Genomic DNA, 22,652 nt, shown 5'->3' with positions numbered 1-22,652 from the left:
ATCCTAAAAATCCCTATTAATGGCAATTAATAGGGATCATCATTCTCACTTATAATAATTCTTACTATTATGACGCCAGCCATTAGATTGCTCAAAAAGCATAAAATTAAATTTAATATCCATCAATATCAACATGACGCACAACAAACCCATTATGGACAAGAAGCTGCGGATAAACTTGGATTAGAACTAAATGTTGTTTCAGGTCAGATATTTAAAACACTGATTGTATGCATAAATGGGGACAATAAATCATTAGCAGTCTGTGTATTACCGGTTGATTGTACATTGGATCTTAAACAAGCCGCTAAAATTCTTGATTGCAAAAAAGTAGCATTAGCTGACCCGAATCTAGCACAAAAAACAACAGGTTATTTAGTCGGTGGGATAAGTCCTCTCGGGCAAAAAAAGCTATTACCTACACTTATTGATGATAGTGCTAAACAATATGCAACGATGATGGTATCAGGGGGTAAAAGAGGATTAGAAATCGAAATATCACCGCAAGATTTAGCTGATCAATTAAATGCTAAATTTGCTAAATTAACGGTTTAGATAATAAGTAAAATCGTTTCTAAAAACTCAAGAAAAAATAGATTAAAAAGTTGGAGTTAAAAATAAAGCCATAACGATTAGTTATGGCCTTAAAAAATTCTCTAATAGAAAGCAATAAAATTATTTGATTGCTTCTTTTAAGCTTTTACCAGAAACAAATGCTGGTACTTTGCTTGCTGCAATTTTGATTTCTTTACCAGTTTTTGGGTTACGACCAGTACGAGCTTTACGAGCATTAACTTTAAATGTACCGAAACCAACTAATTGAACTGGCTCACCAGATTTTAATGATTCAGTGATAGAAGCTAAAGTTGCTTCTAAAGCAGTTTTTGCTGCAACTTTAGTAATATTAGCTTTGCTAGCAATAGCATCTACAAGTTCTGTTTTATTCATGGAATATCCTTACATATTTATTTTATTGTTAAAGTTAACATTAATAAACAAAGTTAAAACCCAACTTTGCTTCTGTAAACGTGATTTAGATTACATTGTTGTTAAATGTAGTCTATATTTGCCTAATGTTAAAGAAAAATTTAATAAAAATTAAAAAAATCACGCTTTAACCGCTTTAATTGCTCAAAAAAACACCAATATTGCTAGTTTCTGCAGACCGAATGTCCATTTTCAAGCCTTTAATCAAGTCTAACATTTCATTATTTTCATCACTCAATAAGCGAAAAATTTCCCACTGCAAATCAAATTCCTCAATTACACTAGGCAAAGTTACTTGTTCATCTTCTGAAAGTTCAATATTATCTTTTGTCATTTCAAATTCAGCTACAGTAGTTGCGGAAATAGAGCTAACTTTGGCTGAGTGTTCATCTATTTCACCACTTATATAAGAGTGTAGAATTTCACTAAGAGCCTGACAAGCATCAATAGCAGGGTAAACCATATATGGGCTATCTTCCTTAATGACTGGAATTAACGATTCAAGTTTCTCAAGTTGTAAATCAAAATTAATTTTCACATTCTCAACCAATAGTGATTCCCAAATAAGATCTAGAATTTTTTTATATCCTACTGCTGATTGTTCATCTTGTTGTAAATTGCAATAATAAATAAAGTTTGTATACATTCGTTCGCATAGACAAACCATAAATAAACGCTGCTTCCAAACTGGCAATTTTGCTATTCTTAATTGAATAGGATTTTTAATCATGAATGAAACCTTTTTGACCGTGTGTGTACTGATTCAACTAAATATTGTACATGCTCAATGGGAATATCTTGGTGAATACCATGACCTAAATTAAAGACATGACCATTATGATAGCCAAATTCACTTAGAACTGACTCAACGTTAGACTCAATCGTTTCCTTATTGGCATACAATATAGAAGGATCTAAATTACCTTGTATGGCAATCTTACCTTTTTGTTCTATCTGATTCAAATCCACTGTCCAATCAACACCGATGGCATCAGCCCCTGATTTAGAAATAGTATCGAGCCATAAACCGCCACCTTTTGTAAATAGCGTCACAGGAACATAAGAAGTGATATTCTGGCTTTTCTTACCCCTTTTTAGTTGAGATAAGATAAGTTCCATATAATGCAAAGAAAACGCTCGATAACTTTCATGGCTAAGCACCCCGCCCCAAGTATCAAATATCATAATCGATTGGGCGCCAGCTTCAATTTGAGCATTTAAATACAATATTACACTGTTAGCTAATTTTTCTAGCAGCAAATGTAATGCTTTAGGTTCACAATAAAGCATCTTTTTTATTTTAGTAAAGGTTTTACTACTACCGCCTTCAACCATATAAGTTGCCAAAGTCCATGGACTACCAGAAAAGCCAATTAATGGAACTTTGCCACCTAACTCTTTTTTCGTTAACCCAATAGCATCCATTACATATTTGAGAGATTGTCCTGGATCAGGTATAGGCAATTGTGCAATATCATCTAAACAAGAAATCGTTTTTTTAAATTTAGGCCCTTCGCCTGTTTCAAAATATAAACCAAGTCCCATTGCATCGGGAATGGTTAAAATATCTGAAAAAATAATGGCAGCATCAAGATCAAATCGCCGAATGGGTTGTAAAGTTGCTTCACAGGCAAGTTCTGGTGTTTGGCACATCGTCATAAAATCACCAGCTTTAGCCCTAAGCTGCCGATATTCAGGTAAGTATCGACCGGCTTGGCGCATCATCCAAATTGGCGTGTAATCCACAGGTAAACATTGTAATGCACGTAAATAACGATCGTTTTTCAATTGGCTCATCTTTTTAGCTCTATAAATTGTGAGATAGGGTAAATGGGACAGTTCTACATTTAGCTCAAAATAGCTAATTTGACAATTATTTCCGATCTTGAGGCTGCGACAATATACGTTGAGCGTAACAAATCAATGTTTCAGAAATATTTTGCATCACGCTACTTTCTGGAGCAAAGCGATGCCAATACAGCATACGTCTTTGAAATAAGCCTTCCGTTAAATTAACCAATTCACCATTTTTTAACTCTTGTTCAACTTGTAACATTGGTATCATACAACATGCAGAACCTTGTTTAGCCAATTGGACAAAAGCTTCAGATGAACTAGTAATATGACAAATAACACTACCTGGTGTAAGATTAAAATTTTCTTGCAAAAAGGCTTGGTGCATATCATCCAAATGGTCAAATGCCACTGCAGGCGCTTTTAAAAGCGATGACCGAGTAACACCATTAGGAAAGTATTTTTTAGCAAACTCAGGAGAAGCAACAAAAATATAATCCAATGCACCTAATAAATCAGATAAACATCCCGGTAAAGGATTGGGTTGAATGCTAATTGCAGCAACGACAGTACCTAAGCGTAGAAGTTCTAACGTATGCTCTTCATCTTTGACTTGAATATCAAAGCGTAAAATATTTTTATCTAAAACTGGTTTTAAAGCGGGTAAAAACCAAGTTGCTAAAGAGTCAGCATTAATTGCAATTGATAATGACAATGGCGTAGTATTTTGCTCATTGTCACCTAACCATTGTTGTTCTAATAATTCAACTTGATGCAATAATCCTAAAAGATGTTCACCTTGTTTAGTCGCTTTTGGAGGAATCGTTCTTACTAATAGTTGCTGACCAAAAAAGCTTTCTAATTGCTTAATGCGTTGCGATACTGCTGGTTGCGTAATACACAATTTGTCAGCTGCTCGTTCAAATCCTCGTTCTTTTATCACTGCATCTAATGCTTGTAATGCTCTATAATCTGGACGCTTCATAATCTCTTTACTAATGATTTGATCTTCGCTTGGTCATTCAAGCTATTTTAATTTTGCAAAAAATTTGAAATAGATCTAAAACCTTATAGATTTTCTTAAAATACTAATGATTTTTGCTTCCCAATTGGGTACTATGCCATATCTTAAACAATTTTGCTTTTAAAATTTTAATTTTTTGATCAAAATTATATTTACACACGGTGATATCATGACACAAGATGAACTAAAAAAAGCAGTAGGTTGGTCAGCCCTTAAATTTGTTAAACCAGATTCATTAGTAGGCGTAGGCACAGGTTCTACTGCGGCTCACTTTATTGATGCTCTTGCAACAATAAAAGATCAGATAAAAGGAACTGTCTCTAGTTCAGAAGCGTCAACCCAAAAATTAAAAAGCTATGGAATTCCAGTTTTAGACTGTAATGACGTTGATAGCTTAGATATTTATGTCGATGGAGCAGATGAAATTAATCATAATATGCAAATGATTAAAGGCGGGGGAGCCGCGTTAACACGTGAAAAAATAGTATCGGCTCTGGCAAAACAATTTATCTGTATCGTTGATGAGTCAAAAGTGGTCGATGTTCTCGGGAAATTTCCACTTCCAGTAGAAGTCATTCCGATGGCCCGTTCTTATGTTGCTCGAGAATTATTCAAACTTGGCGGCAAACCTATCTATCGTCAAGGAGTGGTTACTGACAATGGCAATGTTATTTTAGATGTTCACGACCTTGTAATTGCAAAACCAATGGAATTAGAAGATAGGATTAATAGTATCGCCGGTGTAGTCACAGTAGGGTTATTCGCTAATAAAGGCGCGGATATCGCTTTAGTAGGCACGAGTTCTGGTGTGAAAGAAATAAAAAAATAATAAATGACTTTTTTAATTGATAACTTTGCATGACAAATTGTTTTAAATATTAAAGATAGAGAGGAAGAAATGGTTGTTCAAGCGTTAACCAAAGATGAAAACAAGTTTCTATTACTTGAAGGTGTCCACCCTAGCGCGATTGAAACACTTAAATCGGCAGGCTTTAACAACATTGAATATCATAAAGGTGCGCTATCCAAATCCGAACTTGAAGCGGCAATTAAAGATGCAAGATTTATTGGTATTCGCTCAAGAACACATTTAACAAAAGATATAATCGATGCTGCCCCAAAACTTGCAGGAATTGGTTGTTTCTGTATTGGAACCAATCAAGTTGAACTTGATGCTGCAACCGTTAAAGGAATTCCTGTTTTTAATGCACCGTTTTCTAATACGCGTTCTGTTGCAGAGCTAGTATTGGCTGAAGCGATTTTATTACTTCGCCGAGTACCTGAAGCTAATGCCAAAGCTCACCAGGGGAAATGGAATAAATTAGCCACAGGTTCTCATGAAGCGCGTGGTAAAAATTTAGGTATCATTGGTTATGGCCATATCGGTAGTCAATTAAGCGTATTGGCTGAATCATTAGGCATGAATGTTTATTTTTATGATATCGAAACTAAATTACCATTAGGCAATGCCAAACAAATTTCATCCATGAAAGAATTACTTGCCATGAGTGATATTGTAAGTATGCATGTTCCAGAAAACTCAACCACAATTAAAATGATTGGCAAATCAGAAATCGACATGATGAAATCAGGCTCTATATTGATTAATGCCTCTCGCGGTAGTGTGATTGATATTGAAGCCTTAACTCAAGCGTTGGAAAACAATAAACTTAGTGGTGCTGCTATTGACGTTTTCCCTAGTGAACCGGCAACTAATAGCGATCCATTCGAATCACCACTGTGTAAATTTGATAATGTCATTATTACCCCACATATCGGCGGTTCAACTACTGAAGCTCAAGAAAATATCGGTATTGAAGTTGCAACCAAGTTGGCAAAATATTCTGATACAGGCGCAACACTTTCAGCGGTTAACTTCCCTGAAGCATCATTACCGATTCCGGCAAAAGGATCTAGTCGATTTATTAATATTCATCACAATCAACCCGGCGTGTTGACTGCAATAAATACGCTATTTGCAGAACAAGGTCTAAACATTTCAGCTCAGTATTTACAGACTGATTCTAAAATTGGTTATGTTGTGATTGATATTGATAGAGTAGAACAAAATAAAGCAGAAGAGTTATTAGTTAAACTAAAAAATGTCGCTGGTACAATTCGAGCAAGATTATTGTTCTAATCCACTTTGCTAAGGCGTTCGGGCAATTATTTCCATGTCCGAACGCATAATATTAGGTTTAGAAATTATTCGAGTGTTTCAGATAGATCGTTAATATCAAACCAATTTTAATAAAATTACCACTATTATTAACGTCAAAAACCCCGTTCCTCAACTTTTTTTATATTTTAATGTCTTTTTACTTATCTAAAGGTTTTACTTTTATAACTTTAATACCTTTTTGAATTAATGCGTCGTAATATTTATCATCTAAATTATTGTCTGTAATAATCGTATCAACTGATTCTATATCACAAACGACATTTGGGCTACGCCGCCCAAATTTAGTTGAGTCAACGAGTAAAATCAATTTTGCAGCGGCTTTACTCATCGCCACACTACCATGATAGCTTTCGTTGAATGTTGTCACACCACCAACTACATCAACACCATCAGCACCCATAAATAATTTATCAAAAGTATAAGATTCAAAGGCCGCAATTGCTGATGCATGATTACTATGGAAGGAGGCTGATTTTCGGCGAAAAGTGCCACCTGTTAAAATAATGGTTTGATCGTTATCATTAGCTACCAGTTCATTAACCATATGTAAACTATTGGTCATAATAGTTAAATTATTAAACTGGGCTAACATTGGAATCATCTGTGCGACAGTACTGCCTGCATCGAAAATAATTGAATCACCTTCATGGATCAATTTAGCGGCTTCTTGAGCAATCGCTTTTTTAGCAGCAGTATTAATGTAGGTTTTATGATCAATAGCTCTGTCACCGATTTCTCGATTTAGCATTGCTCCACCATAAGTCCTTAAAACTAATCCACTCTCATTAAGTTGAGTAAGATCTTTCCTTATAGTGGTTCCAGTAGTCCGAAAATGTGCGACTAATTCATCTACACTAACCTGTCCATGATTTTGTAAATATTCTAAAATTGCGGTTTGCCTTTGTTTAACTTTCATGCCAAGATTCCATTATTTTCACAGTAAATAAGATCATTTACTTTGCAAGATAGTATACTTCAATATAAAAGAAAATACTTTTCAAAATAAAAGTTAAATACTATTTATTGCTCGCGGTTAACGCAACTGATAATGCACTTCGCGAAGCAGGATCGTTTGGGTAAATCGTTTCAGGTATAATCTCTTTTGCATTAAGTCCATGTAATTGAGGAATAGTCTTAGGTAATGCAAATACTGTAATGCCCTTCATTTTTACTGAATCAATTACATTTTGGTTTTCATCTAATGAGATAGCAATTAAGACTCTTGGCTTAAACCATTTAGTTTGACTACGACCAACCCCCAAATATCGCCCTTTTTTCATCGCTAAAAAGGCTTGATTAAATCGGCGAATTTGCAACCAACTAAATATGATTTGGACACACCAAGCCATAAGCGCAAAAATAATTAAAGTTGTCGTCATGTTCATGGCTATCTCCATTAATAATTTAGGCTAAATAAAAATGCGAAAGTGATAACAAACACTTTCGCACTTTATTTTAATTAGAACATTACTTGGCCACCAGTAATATTAATTGATTGTCCAGTACAATATGAAGCCTTATCACTTGCATAAAATAATAAGACATTAAGCACATCTTGATAATCACAACCACGTTTAAGTGGCACCTTATCAATATAAACTTGCTCAACTTCGTTTTCTGGAATACCTAATTTTTTAGCGTATTGAGGAATTAATGATTGGAACATTGGTGATTTTAATAAATTACCTAACATTAATGAATTTACAGTAATACCATAATCTGCAAGATCAAGTGCTAATGATTGAGTTAAACCAACACCACCAAATTTAGCAGCACTATAACCAGAATTATGTTTACTACCAACTTTACCTGATTTTGAATTTATTTGAATAATTCGTCCAGCCGTTTTATGTTTGAGCATTAATTTAGCAAACTCACGAGCACACAAAAAGTAACCAGTAAGATTAACATTTACTGATAATTGAAAATCGCTTAAAGCAAAGTTTGTAATAGGAGCTGCTTTAGCAACACCTGCACTATAAACCATTAAATCAGCTCGGTTAAATGTATTATCAACATCTTGTGCAAGCTTAATCACACTCTCTTCATTTGTTGCATCAACACCAAAGCCTTTTGCGGTACCGGCTCCATGTTTCTGATTGATAGCATCTGCTACTTTATTTGCATTTTCAATATTTAAATCAGCAACAGCTACATTATAACCAGCATCAGCAATCCCTTTACATAAGAATTCACCTAAAGTTTGACCACCACCTACAACAACTGCAACTTTTTTCATTCTCTATTCCTTAATTAGTTAAAATTTTAATTTCATCACCCACAAAAAGTTGATTTGGAATGTCACCTTTTACATGGATAGTTCCCGGTAATTCTGCTTGGCTACTGCCGTCAAACCTTAATGTGATATGCCCTAATTCACGAAAATTGGTGCTAGCAACATCGCCAACGGAGGTAATTTGAAAAGTATGTTTGCCAATTTGAAATACTTGCCCTACTCGTAGATCTTGTTTTAAATCATCATGACTATGTACAAAACAGTAATCAGCTAAGTCTGATGGTGCGCCATTTTTAAATAGTATTAGCATGCCATCAGCCAATGCATCTGGGGCAAACTCACCAATTTGATTAATTTTTGATTGATAGATAACATTCGACATCGTTAACCTTCTTTAATTTTTAGTTGAAGCGAAATTTTCAAATTTCACTGTTTGCTAAAGAGGGATGATGTTCATCCCTAAATACTTAAATATGTCTATTGATAGATAAATAATGACACTGCCCAAGCGATTAATACGGTTGGTGCACCAGTTAAAAATCGACTTACTAGAACCGAAGGAACACCTACACGAACAGTATCTTGTTTTGCTTCTGCTAGTGATAAACCGACAGGGATAAAGTCACATGCAGCTTGAGCATTTATGGCAAACAATGCTGGTAGTGCTAAATGAGGTGGAATATTACCTAACCCAATTTGTACACCAACTAATGTACCGATAACTTGCGCGATTACCGCGCCAGGACCTAAGAACGGTGAAAGTAATGGGAAAGAACAAATTAATGCTAATATCACTAAACCAAGTGGATTATCTGCTAAAGGGACTAATCCATGGGCAATGAAGTCACCTAATCCAGATGCAATAATGATCCCGATTAAGGCTGAAACAAATGCCATGAAAGGTAAAATCGTTTTGAGAACAGTATCAATAGTATCTCGGCCAGCTTGGAAAAAAACTGCTACACCAGACCCCATACCGATACCAATTTTGGCTAATAAGCCATCACTTTGTTCAGTGATTTTTTTACTACTGTCATAATCTTTAAATTCTGACGCTTTAGTATTTGCTTGAGCTGTTTCTCCTACAACATCACCTTCCTTTTCAATTAGTTTGATATTGTTTGGCTTAACAGCAGAAACATAAATGTCTTCGACAATATATTGTGCAAGTGGTCCTGATTTACCAGTTGCGTGGATGTTGATAGTTGGTATTCGATTTTTTGGATAAATACCACAACGGAGAGTACCACCACAGTCAATTACAGCAACGCCTATTTCGTCTTTTGGTGGTTCACCTTCTTTAAAACCATCAATTGCTTCCCAACCAGTTAGTTCAACTAAAGTATCGACTATTGCTGGTCTAGTACCAGCTGCAATGTAAACAATTTTTTTACCAGCAACGATTGGAAGCTCTAATGGACCACCCCAACCTGCTTCACCTTTTTCAATATGAATATATTTAGCCATTTTATTTTCCTTATATCGTGATAGATAATTGTTATAAATGAACTTTTCTATCTAGTTTAATTCCCATTTTTTTCTCAAAAATGGCTGTACAAAAGTCTGTAATCCAACCTCTAAAGAAGTTAGTAACTAAACCGACAAGGAAATAACTAACAGCTAATGGACCTAATGGTAAATTTAATGTAGTTAATCCAGCAGCAACCCCTAAATAAACAAAAAGTTCGCCAGGATTTACATGTGGAAATAAACCATTCATTGAGTGGCAGCTATAAGAGGATGCTGCATAATAGCTAGGTTTGTAAAACTCTGGCATAAAGCGACCTAAGCTTAGTGTCATCGGATTACAAAATACAAATGTACCAATTAAAGGAAGTAATAAATAACGTGAAACAGGGTTACCCGCACAAGCTTGAGCTAAACGTTCAATACGATCTTGTCCAATAAATTTAATGACCGCATTCATAACTACTAACAATGAAATTAATAAAGGTAAAATCGAGGTGACCATCCCGACTAACACTTTACCGCCTTCTTGGAATAAACCGATAAACCACTCGGCTCCAAATGAAATTGTATCAATCATATTTTCTCCTATTGATTTAAATTGCAAAGAAATATTAACAATTATGAAATCAAAAAAACTTTAACTGGATCACAATTTGAAATATTTTCTTTTATTTTGAAAGAAATATTTTAAACAATAGAAAAAAATAGGGTAATTAATCATTCATAGATAGTTGATATAGCAGTAATAGTTAAAAATAGCTCATTTTGATTGGACTTTAATAAAGAGTTGGCGTAATTTGGTGATGTTAAATAATCATTTAATTCACCTATAGGAGAATATTACATGGCTAAAAGTACTACTAAAAAAAGCACAACGACTTCGAAATCATCAACAGCTCCAAAAGTTTTAAAAAATGTAAGTTCTGCCAAAAGATTACAGCAATCTGCAATTTTATTTCCAACTGATTTAGGCCAAAAAGCTTCAAAAGATATTTCTGGCGCAATGAACTCTGTATTAGCAGATGTGTTTGCTCTATATTTAAAAACTAAAAACTTCCACTGGCATGTCAGCGGTCCACATTTCCGTGATTATCATTTAATGTTAGATGACCATGGAGAAGAACTATTTGCAATGACAGATCCAATTGCTGAACGTGTACGTAAATTAGGTGGAACGACTTTACGTTCAATTGGTCATATTTCTAAATTACAAAGTATTTCAGACAACAATGCTGATTTTGTTGAACCATCAGATATGCTTGCTGAACTTTGTCAAGATAACATCAAACTTACAGAACGTATGCGCGTAGCACATGATATCTGTGACAAATATAACGATACCGCAACAGCTAGTTTAATTGAAGAGTGGATTGATCAAACTGAAAGACGCGCATGGTTCCTATTTGAAACAGGTCGTAGAATGGACTCATCAGGACACTAAAGCTCTGTGAAGTTCTGTAATTATCATAAATAAGAGACACTCATGGTGTCTCTTATTTTCAATTTAAGAGGAACCAAAAATGAGTAAAAAAATTGCAGTACTTGTTGGTAGTTTACGTAAAGATTCCTATAACTTAAAAGTAGCCAAAGTTTTTCAACAAATTGCGCCATCATCACTTTCACTAAATATCATCCAAATCGGTGATTTACCTTTATATAACGAAGATATTGATACTGATACACCGCCACAATCCTATAATCGTTTTCGCCAAGAAATTGCCAATTGTGATGGTGTGATTTTTGTTACACCAGAATACAATCGCGGATTACCCGCTGTCATAAAAAATGCACTTGATGTTGGATCACGCCCTTATGGTAAAAGTGTTTGGTCTAAAAAGCCAGCCGCTGTGGTTTCAGTATCACAAGGCGCTATTGGTGGCTTTGGTGCTAATCATCATTTACGACAATCTTTAGTTTTTCTTGATATGCCTACCCTACAACAACCGGAAGCTTATATCGGTAATATTGGTACAGCTTTTGATGAAAGTGGCAATATTAACGAAAAAACCAAGTCTTTTCTTTCATCAATCATTGAAAGTTATGCTAAATGGGTTGAACAGCTAAGTTAATAATGATTTATTTTAATATCCACAACCAATATAATTGATTGTGGATATTATTAAATTTATTCGAAACAGATGCTAAACTTTTATCCTTCTAATGAACAAGAGTTATTGAGTCGAGCAGAAATGGCCGCTGGCTATAGCTTTGCTGAGATAGCTCAATATGTCAATATTCCTATCCCTGCTAATCTTAATAAACAAAAAGGATGGGTAGGCAATCTGATTGAAACTTATCTTGGTGCGAATGCCGGCAGTAAAGCAGAACAAGACTTTTCTAATTTAGGCATTGAACTAAAAACAATTCCAGTCAATAAAAAAGGTAAACCATTAGAAACTACTTTTGTTAGTGTTATTCCTTTAATGGCAAATCACGGTGTGATTTGGGAAACCAGCCATGTTAAATACAAGCTTAGCAAAGTACTTTGGATCCCGATTGAAGGGGAAAGAAGTATACCTCTTGCAGAAAGAAAAGTTGGAAAACCAATACTTTGGACACCAACTTTAGAACAAGAGCAACAACTTAAACAAGATTGGCAAGAATTAATGGATATGATAGCACTTGGTCAAGTTGAAAAAATCACCGCGCGTTATGGCACCTATTTACAGATCAGACCTAAAGCTGCCAATGGAAAAGCTTTAACTGAAGCCATTGGTGAAAATGGCGAGATTATTTTAACTCGCCCAAGAGGGTTCTATCTTAAAAAGTCATTTACTTCACAAATCCTACAGAATTCCATTGATCATTTAAGTTAAGAAGAAATGATCATTTAATTTCAATCACCCTTATTTTTTTAGCCTTACAAAATACTCCTTTTTTCGTTAAGAAAAAAACCATTTCTTTTATTTTGCAAGAAAATCAAATCTACGTCACATTTTTGCACATTAGTGATTTACTTTGAGCATTTGTGCATATAAATTCATTTAAACATTTGTGAAGCAACAAGAGAATTTGTGAAAGAGGTGTGAGATGAACTTTATATTAGCGGGTCATGGAAACATTGCCGTGGAAATGAAAAATAGCATTGAAATGATAGCTGGTGAGTACCCAAATGTACGGGCTATCACTTTTCAGTTAGGTGATGGTATTGAGACATTAAAAGACAAATATCTAAAAATTATTAATCAATCAACTGAGCAACCATTCATCATTATTACTGATATTTTTTCAGGTAGCCCTTATAACGCAGCGGCAATGTTGGCAATGCAATCAGAAAACATCGAAGTCATCAGTGGTTTATCTTTACCACTTTGTTTAGCGTTATTACATCTTGATTACTCTTCAATTAGCCTTGAAGAAACTTTTGAACAACTTAATGACATGAAATCCGATTTCATCAAATCTTTCAAAAAAATAGCTAAAAATATCGCTGAAGAAGAGGAACTTTAAATGATTATAAATTTAGTACGCATTGATGACCGTTTAATACATGGTCAAGTCACAACAGTTTGGACCAAAGAAGCAAAAGCAGAAAGAATCATTGTTGTTAGTGATGAAGTTGCTAATGACGAAATCCGAGCCACATTAGTTAAACAAGCTGCACCTCCTGGAATTAAAGTTTCTGTTGTGAGTATTGAAAAAGCGGCAGCGGTTTATAAAAACCCAAAATATGAAAACGATACCGTGTTTTATCTTTTTACCAATCCAACCGATATTCTGCGATTAATCGAACAAGGTGTACCAATTAAGAGTATCAATATTGGTGGTATGTCTTTCAAAGCAGGTAAAAAGCAGATTACTAAAGCGGTGTCAGTGGATGAAAACGATGTATCGGCATTTAGAAAGATGCATGAGATGGGAGTTGATCTTTGCTTAAAAGTGGTAATTACCGATCCTAACGTCGATTTTATCAAGCTACTTGAACAAGAATTCCCTATTAATTAATAGGAATAAACAAGGAGGCAAAAAATGGAAATTTCATTATTTCAAATTGTATTAATATTCATCTTCTCTTGTATAGCAGGTATGGGAAGTGTGCTTGATGAGTTTCAAACTCATCGCCCATTAATTGCCTGTACCGTCATAGGCTTAATATTAGGTGATATAAAAACAGGTATCATTTTAGGTGGTACGCTTGAATTGATTGCATTAGGCTGGATGAATATTGGTGCGGCACAATCACCTGATTCAGCACTGGCTAGTGTTATATCCGCGATATTAGTTGTAGTAGGTAAACAAGATATTCAAACTGGAATCGCAATCGCCCTCCCCGTTGCAGCAGCAGGTCAAGTTCTAACGGTATTTGCAAGAACAATCACGGTTGTCTTCCAACATGAAGCTGATAATGCCGCAGAAAAAGTTCAATTCAAAAAAATAGAACTTTTACATTATAGCGCGCTTTTTGTACAAGCTTTACGAGTAGCAATACCGGCAACATTGGTCGCCATTTATGTTGATGCCAATACCGTTAACACCTTATTAAGCATGTTGCCAGATATTGTTACTGGTGGTCTTGCTGTTGCGGGTGGATTTATTGTGGTAGTTGGTTATGCAATGGTATTAAACATGATGATGGTTAAATATTTAGCACCTTTCTTCTATTTAGGCTTTGTTCTTGGAGGTTACTTAAACTTCAGTTTACTCTCATTCGGTATTTTAGGCGTTATTTTTGCCACCATTTATGTCCAATTAAATTCAAAGTTTAACACGACTAAAAATAGCGAAAAAAGTATTGTGGCAAATTCAATCATTGCTGATGACGAGTTAGACGATTAATAAATAAGGATTCTATTATGAAAGAAATGTTAAATACCATTCAAAAGAAAGATATTGTTAGTACATTTATTCGATCTAATTTTCAACAAGCATCTTTCAACTATGAACGAATTCATGCCTTAGCTTTTTGTGTGGATATGATTCCTACAATCAAACGAGTATACAAAACCAAAGAGGAGCAACGTGAAGCATTAAAAAGACATCTAACGTTTTTCAATACGACTCCAGCAATGTGTGGACCCGTTATAGGCGTTACCATGGCAATGGAAGAAGCTAGAGCAAATGGTGCTGATATCTCTGATGGCACAATTAACAGTTTAAAAGTTGGTTTAATGGGACCGTTAGCGGGAGTGGGTGATCCATTAGTTTGGGGAACCTTACGCCCAATAACTGCAGCGCTTGGGGCATCACTAGCACTAACCGGAAATATAGCTGGGCCATTACTGTTTTTTGTCTTATTTAACTTAATTCGACTTGCCATGAAATGGTATGGATTAACGTATGGGTTATCTAAAGGAATCGGAATTGTTAAAGATCTTTCAGGTAATATTCTTCCAAAATTAACAGAAGGCGCAACAATTTTAGGCCTATTTATCATGGGTGTCTTAGTCACAAAATGGACCTCCATAAATGTCCCACTTATTGTATCCCAAACGACCGGCATGAATGGAGAAGAGGTCATTATGACAGTACAAGGCATTCTCAATGACCTTGTACCAGGATTATTGCCATTAGCGTTAACACTTTTAATGATGAAATTGTTAAGAAAAAAAGTCAGTCCAATAATTTTAATCTTTGCATTATTTGCGGTAGGTATTATTGGCTATGGTTTAGGTATTCTTGCTAAAGGTTAAAGAGTTAAAGAAATAAAAAATTGACCGTTGAAAATGAATAAAAAGGTTTAAAGCAATTACCGAGAACTTTATTAATAGTAATTTGATTTTTTGAAATAAAAACGCTTTAAACCTTTTCCTAAATAAATTTAACCAAATTAGAGAATTAGAGGAATATATGAAAACTCAAGCAGTTAGACTGTATGGAAAAAATGATTTGCGATTGGAGTCATTTCAACTTCCTGAAATTACTGATGATGAAATTCTAGTTACAGTCATTGTAGATAGTATGTGTATGTCTTCATTAAAATTAGTCAATCAAGGTGAAAATCATAAGAAAACGCCACCCGACTTAAAAAATAATCCCATTATTATTGGGCACGAATGCTGCGGTGAAATTATACAAGTGGGTAAAAAATGGCAACATAAATTCAAACCAGGACAAAAATATGTCGTTCAGGCCAATTTACAACTTTCTGATAGCCCATATTGCGTAGGTTATTCTTATCCTTATACTGGTGGTTGTGCAACTTACATGATAATTAACCATGATGTACTAAAACAAGACTGTTTGATTCCTTATGATGGACAAACTTATTTCGAAGGTGCGTTAATTGAACCATTGTCGTGTATCATTGGGGCATTCAATGCCAATTTTCATTTAAAGCCAAATAGTTATGAACATATTATGGGCATTAAGCCTAATGGTAATCTGATTATTTTAGGTGGTACGGGCCCTATGGGTATGCTAGCAATAGATTATGCATTAGGGGGACCCATCGCACCTAAAAAGGTTGTCGTAACTGGTCGTAGCAAAGAGAAAATAGAACATCTAAAAACCCTTTATCAATCTCGTAATGGTATTGAATTAGAATTTGTGGATATTTCTAATGTCGATGATCAAGCGAAATTATTAAAAGATAAATCCACCACAGGAAGTTTTGATGATGTTTTTGTTTTCTTACCTTCTCAAGAGTTAATTCAACTCGCCTCTCAACTATTAGCGATTGACGGTTGCCTTAACTTTTTTGCTGGCCCCCAAGATAAAAACTTTTCGGCTGAAATTAATTTCTACGATGTTCATTATAACTTTACCCATATCGTTGGCACTTCAGGCGGTAATACTAATGATATGCGAGAAGCGGTGAAACTAATCGAATCAGGTTCGGTAGATGTGGCAAAAATCGTAACTCACATTATGGGTATAGACCAAGCAAGTAAAGTCACTCAAATACAGGATCAGATTAAAGGTGGAAAAAAATTAGTTTATACCCACAAAAAGTTTGATCTTAAATGCATAGAATCATTAGATAAAAATGCGGATGATATTACTTTACAAAAAATACTCTCTAAAAATAATGGTATTTGGTCAAAAGAAGCTGAAGATTATGTTTTAAATTATTTTCCTGATATTGATTCTTGATTTATACTCTATTCAAATCAAGATGACATTTATTTGTGACATCTTGATTTGAATAAAAATATGGAGTTTTTTAATAACTAAAGATAATAAGATAACGCTACTATGATTAATCAAAATTTTAGCAACGACGAGTTTGAACAGCATAAGATGTTAATTAAGATTGCTCAATTGTATTATGAAGAGAATAAAACACAGTCCGAAATAGCAAAAATAGTTAACATACATCGCTCAAGCATTAGTCGAATGTTAAAAACAATACGCGAGCTAGGCATTGTTTCAATTTCGATTAATTATAATCTGTTGCCTGATATAGCGTTAGAAGAAAAAATTTGTAATAAATATCATTTAAAACAAGTCATTGTTGTACCCGTCAACACTGATATAGACAATGAAAGTAAAAATCAGATTGTTTGTAATGTGGCAGCAAGTGTCCTACTCAAAAATATTACCGATAATGATGTGATTGGTGTGTCCTGGGGACGCTCGATCAATTATATTGTGAATAGTTTAAAAAATGATAATGCTACATTTGAAAATGTTACCATCGTACCAATGATTGGTGGCCCTTCTGGCAAGATCGAAACAAAATACCACGTAAATAATATAGCTTGTAAACTTTCCGATAAACTTAAAAGTAAAGCAATATTAATTGATTACCCCGCTATCGTTGATACCGCTAATTTAAAAACTGAAATTGAAAAAACTCAACACATGAAAGAACTCAATGATTGGTGGAATAAGATCACAGTTGCTTTATTTAGTATTGGTTGTCCAGCTATATCCAAAAGCTCAATTTGGTATGGTTTTTATGGTGAACTTTTTCAAAAAATTACTAACAGAAAAATTGTCGGCGACATTTTATCGCGATTTTATGACAAAAATGGTAAAGAATTACAAACGCCATTCCATGATCAAATTATTGGCGTGACGTTAGAAAATTTAAAAAAAATCCCTCTAAAAATATGTGCAAGTGGCGACGCTGAAAAACTTAACAGTTTAATCGCTGCATTAAATGCAAATTATATTGATGTGTTAGTCATTAGTGATGAAATGGCAAATCAATTAGTTAATTGATCTCATAAAAAAGCTGACACTTGCGTAAATTAAAACATCATTTCAATTTTTATAAATTATTTTTTAAATTTGTGACTCTATTAACAGATTCTTAGACTATTAACCTAGATAATCATTTTATACTTCATCTTTTTTATTCTTCATTAAGGAAAAAACATGTATCGTTTAATTATAAAAAATGGATTATCTATTAGTTTACTCACGCTTACCGCTAGTTTCGCTGTGATAGCTTCACCACCATTTGTTCCAGTTACTTTGGACAAACTTAATATTCCTAATAAACAATGTAATGTTAGAGATTATGGCGCTGAAGCAACAGGTATTTGGTATGATACAAAAGCATTTCAAACCGCTATTAATGATTGTGCGCAAAATGGCGGTGGTAAAGTTATTGTTCCTGCGGGTTATTACCTATCTGAACCTCTATTTTTAAAAAGTAATATTGAATTTCATTTAGAAAAAGGGGCGGTAGTACAAGCTTCAGCAGAGGAAAGTGCATATCATCCTTCAGAAGAACAAAAAAAATGGTCATCATCAGCTGAATCATTACCACTAACAAAACAATGGATTGGGTTTATTAGTATTGCAGAAGAAAAAAATATTGCTATCACCGGTGAAGGAATTATTGATGGGCAAGGTTCAACGCTTTTAGAAAAATACCGCGCCGAGACTCGTCAAGCCGGAAAAAAGGGACCAACAAATCGCCCACGTCTACTTTTATTTAAAAACGCTAACAATATTTTAGTTGAAGGCGTCACAATACAAAATTCGCCAAGTTTTCATATTGTTTTTAAAAATGTGGAAGATATTACAATTAATAAAACAACAATATCCGCTCCAGCTTGGTGGCAAAACACGGATGCCATTGATCCAATGGATAGTAGAAGAGTCAGTATTACAAAAAACACAATAAGTGTGGGTGATGACCATGTTGCCATTAAATCAACTGTAAACAACCTTAGCCATGATTTTTATATTGCAGATAATAACTTTATGCTCGGTCGTGGATTATCTATTGGTTCAGAAACATATGGCGGTGTGAGCAATTTACTGGCAGAAAATAATACCTTTACCGATGCGATGTATGGTATTCGAATCAAATCGCCAAGAGGCAAAGGTGGTGAAGTTAAAGATATTGAGTATAACAATACAACAATGGTCAATGTAAAAACGCCAATTGTTTTGTCAGCTTATTATAAAGGCGGCCCAACAACAAAAGATGCAAAAATTAAAGCGTTACAAGAAGGTGAATTTGCTGGTGGATTTATGTTAGGCGATCAGATTTATCCTGCGGATACTGAACAACCAAAAGAGCATAAACAAACCCCATACTTCAATAACATTAGCTTCAATAATCTTACTGTAAAAGGTAAAAGTAATTACGCTGGTTTTATTATTGGAACACCAGAAAAGCCATTTGATAATATTAGATTTTCAAACATCAATATTGAAGCGGAAAACGGTTTTAAAATTCGTAACGCATCAGTTGAGTTTAGTCACACTAAAATTAATGTAGAAAAAGGATCAGATATTATAAAAGAAAAAGGAAGTCATATTACTCATCAATAGTAATTTGGTGGCTCAGATTTGAGCTAATAAAAAATTCACAAACTAGAGCGTTACCAATTGAAACTGTCAAACCGACAAACAAAATAGGTAACGCTTATATTTCTGACTCAAAATTAACGCAATAAATAGTCTTATTAAATTTACTTGAAGAACTACAGAATATTTCATTGATCTTCGCTAAAAAGTGCATTATCTATCATTAATTTCCGTGAAATCAAAATCGACTAAGCACAAGCAAGACATCACACTCTTGTTCATTATGCTGTTTTTTAATTTTTCTTTTTACCACAACGTGATCTCTCATTAATTGTTTTGACTTTAAAAGCTCGCCTCTAAAATGATTTTTATCCGTTCAATGTAAATTAAGTAATTCAATATAGAACTCAAAACTTAATGAAATGGTATAGACTCCTCAATTATTTTTACAAATAAACATCAATCAACCCAGAAAATCATCAACTAAAAAGTTTAATTAATGTTCCATAATCAAGATCAATAATTTGCTACCAATTGATTATTTGCATATTTCATTTGTTAATTTGTGATCCAAAACACAATTTGGAACGCTGTTTTAATTATAATGATCTTTAGTTTTGTTATTAAAATTGGAGCAAAAACATGGATCTTTTTCTAAATATATTTGGTCAGCCTGCTATCATTATTGCATTAGTTGCGTTCATAGGATTGGTACTACAGAGAGCAAAACTTTCTAAAATTATTACTGGCACCCTACTTTCATTTATTGGTTTTGTGTTAATTAAAACGGGTGGAAAAATCTTAGGTGGCGTGTTAATTATGTTCAGTAACATGTTTACTCATGCATTTGGAATGCATGGGGTCGTACCAAGTAATGAAGCCATTACCGCATTGACGATGGAATCACTTGGTACTAGTGCCGCCTTTATCCTCTTTTTTGCGATGATAATTAATCTACTATTAGCAAGATTTACCCGCTTTAAATCGATTTATTTATCATTGCATTTAGTGCTATTCATGGCATTTTCATTTACCGCAGTTTTACAAGGTATGGGATATAATGGCTATATCATTGTTGCAACTGGCGCAATGATTATTGGCCTTTATATGGCGATATTTCCAACTTTACTCTCTAAATTTAGCCGTACAATAATAGGGAATAATGATTATTGTATTGCCCATGCTGGTACAGTTTCATACTTATTAGGTTCCTATTTAGGTAAATGGCTAGGAAATAAAAAAAATGATATCGAAAAGATTAAAATAAATGATCGTTTTAGCTTTTTAAGGCAATCAGATGTTGCGACTTTTATTACCATGTTTGTTTTACTATGCTTATCCGGTGCTTTTTCATCCGCTGAGTATTTGAATGAGATACTTAAAAACAATACGTTTATTATTTTTGCGTTGGAACAATCAGCTATTTTTGCCGGAGGACTCTATATTGCCAAAAAAGGGATCGCTATTTTTACTGAAGAAATCATCCCAGCTTTTAAAGGATTTGCCCAAGTTGTCGCACCTGGTTGTGTGCCGGCGGTCGATCCAATGGTGTTATTTGATAAAGCACCAAATTGTGTATTAGTTGGTTTTATTGTGAGTTTCTTTACTGAAATAGCTTGTGTGGTCGTTTTCCCTTTTATTGGTTTACCTATTATCATTCCCGGAATTATGGCAAGCTTCATCACTGGTGGAACAGCAGCAATATTTGGTAACTCAACAGGTGGAGCAAGAGGAGCGGTTATTGCCTCTTTCGTTAATGGTTTACTTTTATGTGTGTTGCCAGCCCTCGCATTACCTCTCTTCAAATTTTTAGGTGTTGAAGGTGTAACCTTTGCTGATCCTGATTTCACATCCTTATCGTTAATCACTGAATTTATTGTTAAGCTATTTAGTTAATCAAAAAGTCCGTTGCTATAACGGACTTTTTCTCGATAAATTTAAATTAAATCAAACATTAATATTTTTGAATTTCTTTGATAATTATAGAGTTGTTTCTTTTTAATCGGTAGATCATCCACTTCAGCTGGATTAAAACCTTTTTCACGAAACCAATGAATGCTTCGAGTGGTAAGCACAAAGATTTTTTCTAATCCTAAATTATTAGCACTTTCTGAAATTTTTTCTAATAATAAATCACCGCGTGATGAGTTTCTATATTGTGGATGAATCGCCAAACAAGCCATTTCACCCATTTTTTCTTCTGGATAAGGGTAAAGCGCAGCACAGCCAATTGTCATATTATCACGTTCAATAATAGTGAATTTATCAATTTCCATCTCTAATTGTTCTCGTGAACGTTTAACTAAGATACCCTGCTCTTCAAGTGGTCGAATCAGCTCCAATATTCCACCTATATCATTGATTGTTGCCAAGCGAACTTGCTCTGAATGTTCCATAGCAACTTGTGTACCAATACCATCACGAGAAAACAGTTCTTGCAAAATAGAGCCATCTACTAAATAGCTAACTAAATGGCTACGACGGACGCCATTACGACATGCTTTGGATGCCGCACGCAAAAAACGAGCCTCACTAGATAGGTGTTTACCACATTCTTCTTTGCGATTAACATAATTATCAGCATCCACTGGGAACAGATCAGTTATTACATGATTTTGTTCATCAAGTACACCTTGTTCTGCACAAAAACTGATTAGTTTATCGGCTTTAAGTCGAATAGCTACTTCGGCTGCAACATCTTCTGACGATAAATTAAAACTTTCACCTGTAACTGACACACCTACAGGACCTAATAGTACAATCGAACCACGATTTAATTGCTCATCTATTGCTTCGTTATTAATTCGACGTATTTTACCTGTATGGCAATAATCTACACCATCATCAACACCTAATGGTTGTGCTATAACAAAATTACCACTAACCACATTAATATGTGCGCCTTGCAAAGGTGTATTATTTAAGCTCATTGATAAGCTGGCGGTAATATTAAGTTGTAATAACCCTGTTACCTGTTTAACTACATCTAGAGTTGGGCCATCAGTGATCCGAGTATTTTTATGGTATTTAGGTTTAATATTATGATTTTTCAGTGATTCATCTATTTGGTTACGCGCACCATTAACAATGACCAGTTTAATACCCAAGCTATGTAATAAACCAATGTCACTAATGATACTTGCATAATTATTACTTTTTAAAACTGCACCAGTTAATAAAATAACGAATGTTTTGCCTTGATGTGCATTAATATAAGGTACTGAATGCCTTAAACCATCAACGAGTTCAGTTGTTCTTTCTTTCATCGCACCACCATCCAAAATGAATATTTATTCAGATTTTTTGTA

25 protein-coding genes are annotated in these 22,652 nt (G+C 34.3%); 14 read left to right on the top strand and 11 right to left on the bottom strand.

The genetic code is table 11. The annotated features are described in order from the left end of the window. Positions 1-69 precede the first annotated feature (69 nt). The gene (ybaK, locus tag J3T98_RS05390) at positions 70-555 is read left to right on the top strand and encodes a Cys-tRNA(Pro) deacylase (RefSeq protein WP_065562007.1); all 486 of its coding nucleotides are present in this window, start codon (positions 70-72) and stop codon (positions 553-555) included. 120 nt (positions 556-675) lie between these two features. Here ybaK and J3T98_RS05385 read toward each other — a convergent pair whose 3' ends face one another. The 4 genes from J3T98_RS05385 to J3T98_RS05370 all read right to left on the bottom strand — a co-directional run bounded on the left by J3T98_RS05385 (position 676) and on the right by J3T98_RS05370 (position 3,766). Beyond that, complete coding sequence (locus J3T98_RS05385; RefSeq protein ID WP_065562006.1) at positions 676-948, bottom strand: HU family DNA-binding protein; 273 nt, start codon at positions 946-948, stop codon at positions 676-678. 175 nt (positions 949-1,123) lie between these two features. Continuing rightward, complete coding sequence (locus J3T98_RS05380) at positions 1,124-1,717, bottom strand: YjaG family protein (protein ID WP_267358161.1); 594 nt, start codon at positions 1,715-1,717, stop codon at positions 1,124-1,126. Then, entirely contained in the window at positions 1,714-2,784 is a 1,071-nt protein-coding gene (hemE, locus tag J3T98_RS05375; protein WP_065562004.1) for a uroporphyrinogen decarboxylase, read from the bottom strand. The genes J3T98_RS05380 and hemE overlap by 4 nt, the downstream gene beginning before the upstream one ends. A 76-nt stretch (positions 2,785-2,860) precedes the next feature. Further along, complete coding sequence (locus J3T98_RS05370; protein WP_065562003.1) at positions 2,861-3,766, bottom strand: LysR family transcriptional regulator ArgP; 906 nt, start codon at positions 3,764-3,766, stop codon at positions 2,861-2,863. Between the two features lie 208 nt (positions 3,767-3,974). Here J3T98_RS05370 and rpiA point away from each other — a divergent pair, with 208 nt between their 5' ends. Both rpiA and serA read left to right on the top strand, forming a co-directional pair. Beyond that, complete coding sequence (gene rpiA, locus J3T98_RS05365; protein ID WP_065562002.1) at positions 3,975-4,634, top strand: ribose-5-phosphate isomerase RpiA; 660 nt, start codon at positions 3,975-3,977, stop codon at positions 4,632-4,634. 69 nt (positions 4,635-4,703) lie between these two features. After that, the gene (serA, locus tag J3T98_RS05360) at positions 4,704-5,945 is read left to right on the top strand and encodes a phosphoglycerate dehydrogenase (protein ID WP_065562001.1); all 1,242 of its coding nucleotides are present in this window, start codon (positions 4,704-4,706) and stop codon (positions 5,943-5,945) included. Between the two features lie 178 nt (positions 5,946-6,123). On the opposite strand, the gene srlR is transcribed toward serA, so the two are convergent. The 6 genes from srlR to srlA form a co-directional block, all read right to left on the bottom strand. Then, positions 6,124-6,903 (bottom strand): glucitol operon DNA-binding transcriptional repressor SrlR, encoded by a 780-nt coding sequence (gene srlR / locus J3T98_RS05355; RefSeq protein ID WP_065562000.1) that lies wholly within the window; start codon positions 6,901-6,903, stop codon positions 6,124-6,126. 100 nt (positions 6,904-7,003) lie between these two features. Continuing rightward, on the bottom strand, positions 7,004-7,372 hold the full coding sequence (locus J3T98_RS05350; protein ID WP_065561999.1) for a transcriptional regulator GutM: 369 nt from the start codon (positions 7,370-7,372) through the stop codon (positions 7,004-7,006). A gap of 74 nt (positions 7,373-7,446) precedes the next feature. Next, complete coding sequence (gene srlD, locus J3T98_RS05345; RefSeq protein ID WP_065561998.1) at positions 7,447-8,226, bottom strand: sorbitol-6-phosphate dehydrogenase; 780 nt, start codon at positions 8,224-8,226, stop codon at positions 7,447-7,449. A 10-nt stretch (positions 8,227-8,236) separates the two neighbouring features. Beyond that, positions 8,237-8,605 carry a PTS glucitol/sorbitol transporter subunit IIA gene (locus tag J3T98_RS05340; protein WP_267337709.1) on the bottom strand — a complete coding sequence of 123 codons (369 nt, stop codon included), beginning with the start codon at positions 8,603-8,605 and terminating at the stop codon, positions 8,237-8,239. Between the two features lie 95 nt (positions 8,606-8,700). Beyond that, positions 8,701-9,690 (bottom strand): PTS glucitol/sorbitol transporter subunit IIB, encoded by a 990-nt coding sequence (locus J3T98_RS05335; RefSeq protein WP_065561996.1) that lies wholly within the window; start codon positions 9,688-9,690, stop codon positions 8,701-8,703. A gap of 31 nt (positions 9,691-9,721) precedes the next feature. Then, positions 9,722-10,270 (bottom strand): glucitol/sorbitol-specific PTS transporter subunit IIC, encoded by a 549-nt coding sequence (gene srlA, locus J3T98_RS05330; RefSeq protein WP_065561995.1) that lies wholly within the window; start codon positions 10,268-10,270, stop codon positions 9,722-9,724. A 267-nt stretch (positions 10,271-10,537) separates the two neighbouring features. On the opposite strand from srlA, the gene J3T98_RS05325 reads away from it, so the two are divergent. The 11 genes from J3T98_RS05325 to J3T98_RS05275 all read left to right on the top strand — a co-directional run bounded on the left by J3T98_RS05325 (position 10,538) and on the right by J3T98_RS05275 (position 21,240). Then, positions 10,538-11,134, top strand: coding sequence for a Dps family protein (locus J3T98_RS05325; RefSeq protein WP_267358159.1), 597 nt, complete (start codon positions 10,538-10,540; stop codon positions 11,132-11,134). 79 nt (positions 11,135-11,213) lie between these two features. Further along, entirely contained in the window at positions 11,214-11,762 is a 549-nt protein-coding gene (locus J3T98_RS05320) for an NADPH-dependent FMN reductase (protein ID WP_065735025.1), read from the top strand. Between the two features lie 69 nt (positions 11,763-11,831). Then, complete coding sequence (mutH, locus tag J3T98_RS05315) at positions 11,832-12,509, top strand: DNA mismatch repair endonuclease MutH (protein ID WP_267358158.1); 678 nt, start codon at positions 11,832-11,834, stop codon at positions 12,507-12,509. Positions 12,510-12,723: 214 nt separating this feature from the next. Then, positions 12,724-13,143: a PTS sugar transporter subunit IIA gene (locus J3T98_RS05310; protein WP_065561992.1), complete on the top strand. Its 420-nt coding sequence runs from the start codon at positions 12,724-12,726 to the stop codon at positions 13,141-13,143. Further along, entirely contained in the window at positions 13,144-13,638 is a 495-nt protein-coding gene (locus J3T98_RS05305; protein ID WP_065561991.1) for a PTS system mannose/fructose/N-acetylgalactosamine-transporter subunit IIB, read from the top strand. Between the two features lie 24 nt (positions 13,639-13,662). Next, positions 13,663-14,469 (top strand): PTS mannose/fructose/sorbose transporter subunit IIC, encoded by an 807-nt coding sequence (locus J3T98_RS05300; protein WP_065561990.1) that lies wholly within the window; start codon positions 13,663-13,665, stop codon positions 14,467-14,469. A gap of 17 nt (positions 14,470-14,486) precedes the next feature. Beyond that, entirely contained in the window at positions 14,487-15,323 is an 837-nt protein-coding gene (locus tag J3T98_RS05295) for a mannose/fructose/sorbose PTS transporter subunit IID (protein ID WP_267330940.1), read from the top strand. 157 nt (positions 15,324-15,480) lie between these two features. Next, positions 15,481-16,725, top strand: coding sequence for a zinc-binding dehydrogenase (locus J3T98_RS05290; RefSeq protein ID WP_065561988.1), 1,245 nt, complete (start codon positions 15,481-15,483; stop codon positions 16,723-16,725). A 102-nt stretch (positions 16,726-16,827) separates the two neighbouring features. After that, the gene (locus tag J3T98_RS05285) at positions 16,828-17,799 is read left to right on the top strand and encodes a sugar-binding transcriptional regulator (protein WP_065561987.1); all 972 of its coding nucleotides are present in this window, start codon (positions 16,828-16,830) and stop codon (positions 17,797-17,799) included. Between the two features lie 156 nt (positions 17,800-17,955). After that, entirely contained in the window at positions 17,956-19,368 is a 1,413-nt protein-coding gene (locus J3T98_RS05280; RefSeq protein ID WP_267362328.1) for a glycoside hydrolase family 28 protein, read from the top strand. Positions 19,369-19,986: 618 nt separating this feature from the next. Next, positions 19,987-21,240: a PTS ascorbate transporter subunit IIC gene (locus J3T98_RS05275; protein ID WP_267358156.1), complete on the top strand. Its 1,254-nt coding sequence runs from the start codon at positions 19,987-19,989 to the stop codon at positions 21,238-21,240. 41 nt (positions 21,241-21,281) lie between these two features. Here the strand turns inward: J3T98_RS05275 and argA are convergent, their stop codons facing one another. Beyond that, complete coding sequence (gene argA / locus J3T98_RS05270) at positions 21,282-22,610, bottom strand: amino-acid N-acetyltransferase (protein ID WP_065735021.1); 1,329 nt, start codon at positions 22,608-22,610, stop codon at positions 21,282-21,284. Between the last annotated feature and the right edge of the window lie 42 nt (positions 22,611-22,652).

It is taken from the genome of Gilliamella sp. B2772 (assembly GCF_026536985.1).
GTDB classification, from domain to species: domain Bacteria; phylum Pseudomonadota; class Gammaproteobacteria; order Enterobacterales; family Orbaceae; genus Gilliamella; species Gilliamella apicola_E.
The sequence above is the reverse complement of the archived record's forward strand: the minus strand, read 5'-3'. Positions and strand labels throughout refer to the sequence as shown.

Bases quoted from the DNA above. Each gene is read 5' to 3' on its own strand.
- ybaK (WP_065562007.1), top strand. From the start codon at position 70: ATGACGCCAGCCATTAGATTGCTCAAAAAGCATAAAATTAAATTTAAT.
- J3T98_RS05385 (WP_065562006.1), bottom strand. From the start codon at position 948: ATGAATAAAACAGAACTTGTAGATGCTATTGCTAGCAAAGCTAATATT.
- J3T98_RS05380 (WP_267358161.1), bottom strand. From the start codon at position 1,717: ATGATTAAAAATCCTATTCAATTAAGAATAGCAAAATTGCCAGTTTGG.
- hemE (WP_065562004.1), bottom strand. From the start codon at position 2,784: ATGAGCCAATTGAAAAACGATCGTTATTTACGTGCATTACAATGTTTA.
- J3T98_RS05370 (WP_065562003.1), bottom strand. From the start codon at position 3,766: ATGAAGCGTCCAGATTATAGAGCATTACAAGCATTAGATGCAGTGATA.
- rpiA (WP_065562002.1), top strand. From the start codon at position 3,975: ATGACACAAGATGAACTAAAAAAAGCAGTAGGTTGGTCAGCCCTTAAA.
- serA (WP_065562001.1), top strand. From the start codon at position 4,704: ATGGTTGTTCAAGCGTTAACCAAAGATGAAAACAAGTTTCTATTACTT.
- srlR (WP_065562000.1), bottom strand. From the start codon at position 6,903: ATGAAAGTTAAACAAAGGCAAACCGCAATTTTAGAATATTTACAAAAT.
- J3T98_RS05350 (WP_065561999.1), bottom strand. From the start codon at position 7,372: ATGAACATGACGACAACTTTAATTATTTTTGCGCTTATGGCTTGGTGT.
- srlD (WP_065561998.1), bottom strand. From the start codon at position 8,226: ATGAAAAAAGTTGCAGTTGTTGTAGGTGGTGGTCAAACTTTAGGTGAA.
- J3T98_RS05340 (WP_267337709.1), bottom strand. From the start codon at position 8,605: ATGTCGAATGTTATCTATCAATCAAAAATTAATCAAATTGGTGAGTTT.
- J3T98_RS05335 (WP_065561996.1), bottom strand. From the start codon at position 9,690: ATGGCTAAATATATTCATATTGAAAAAGGTGAAGCAGGTTGGGGTGGT.
- srlA (WP_065561995.1), bottom strand. From the start codon at position 10,270: ATGATTGATACAATTTCATTTGGAGCCGAGTGGTTTATCGGTTTATTC.
- J3T98_RS05325 (WP_267358159.1), top strand. From the start codon at position 10,538: ATGGCTAAAAGTACTACTAAAAAAAGCACAACGACTTCGAAATCATCA.
- J3T98_RS05320 (WP_065735025.1), top strand. From the start codon at position 11,214: ATGAGTAAAAAAATTGCAGTACTTGTTGGTAGTTTACGTAAAGATTCC.
- mutH (WP_267358158.1), top strand. From the start codon at position 11,832: ATGCTAAACTTTTATCCTTCTAATGAACAAGAGTTATTGAGTCGAGCA.
- J3T98_RS05310 (WP_065561992.1), top strand. From the start codon at position 12,724: ATGAACTTTATATTAGCGGGTCATGGAAACATTGCCGTGGAAATGAAA.
- J3T98_RS05305 (WP_065561991.1), top strand. From the start codon at position 13,144: ATGATTATAAATTTAGTACGCATTGATGACCGTTTAATACATGGTCAA.
- J3T98_RS05300 (WP_065561990.1), top strand. From the start codon at position 13,663: ATGGAAATTTCATTATTTCAAATTGTATTAATATTCATCTTCTCTTGT.
- J3T98_RS05295 (WP_267330940.1), top strand. From the start codon at position 14,487: ATGAAAGAAATGTTAAATACCATTCAAAAGAAAGATATTGTTAGTACA.
- J3T98_RS05290 (WP_065561988.1), top strand. From the start codon at position 15,481: ATGAAAACTCAAGCAGTTAGACTGTATGGAAAAAATGATTTGCGATTG.
- J3T98_RS05285 (WP_065561987.1), top strand. From the start codon at position 16,828: ATGATTAATCAAAATTTTAGCAACGACGAGTTTGAACAGCATAAGATG.
- J3T98_RS05280 (WP_267362328.1), top strand. From the start codon at position 17,956: ATGTATCGTTTAATTATAAAAAATGGATTATCTATTAGTTTACTCACG.
- J3T98_RS05275 (WP_267358156.1), top strand. From the start codon at position 19,987: ATGGATCTTTTTCTAAATATATTTGGTCAGCCTGCTATCATTATTGCA.
- argA (WP_065735021.1), bottom strand. From the start codon at position 22,610: ATGAAAGAAAGAACAACTGAACTCGTTGATGGTTTAAGGCATTCAGTA.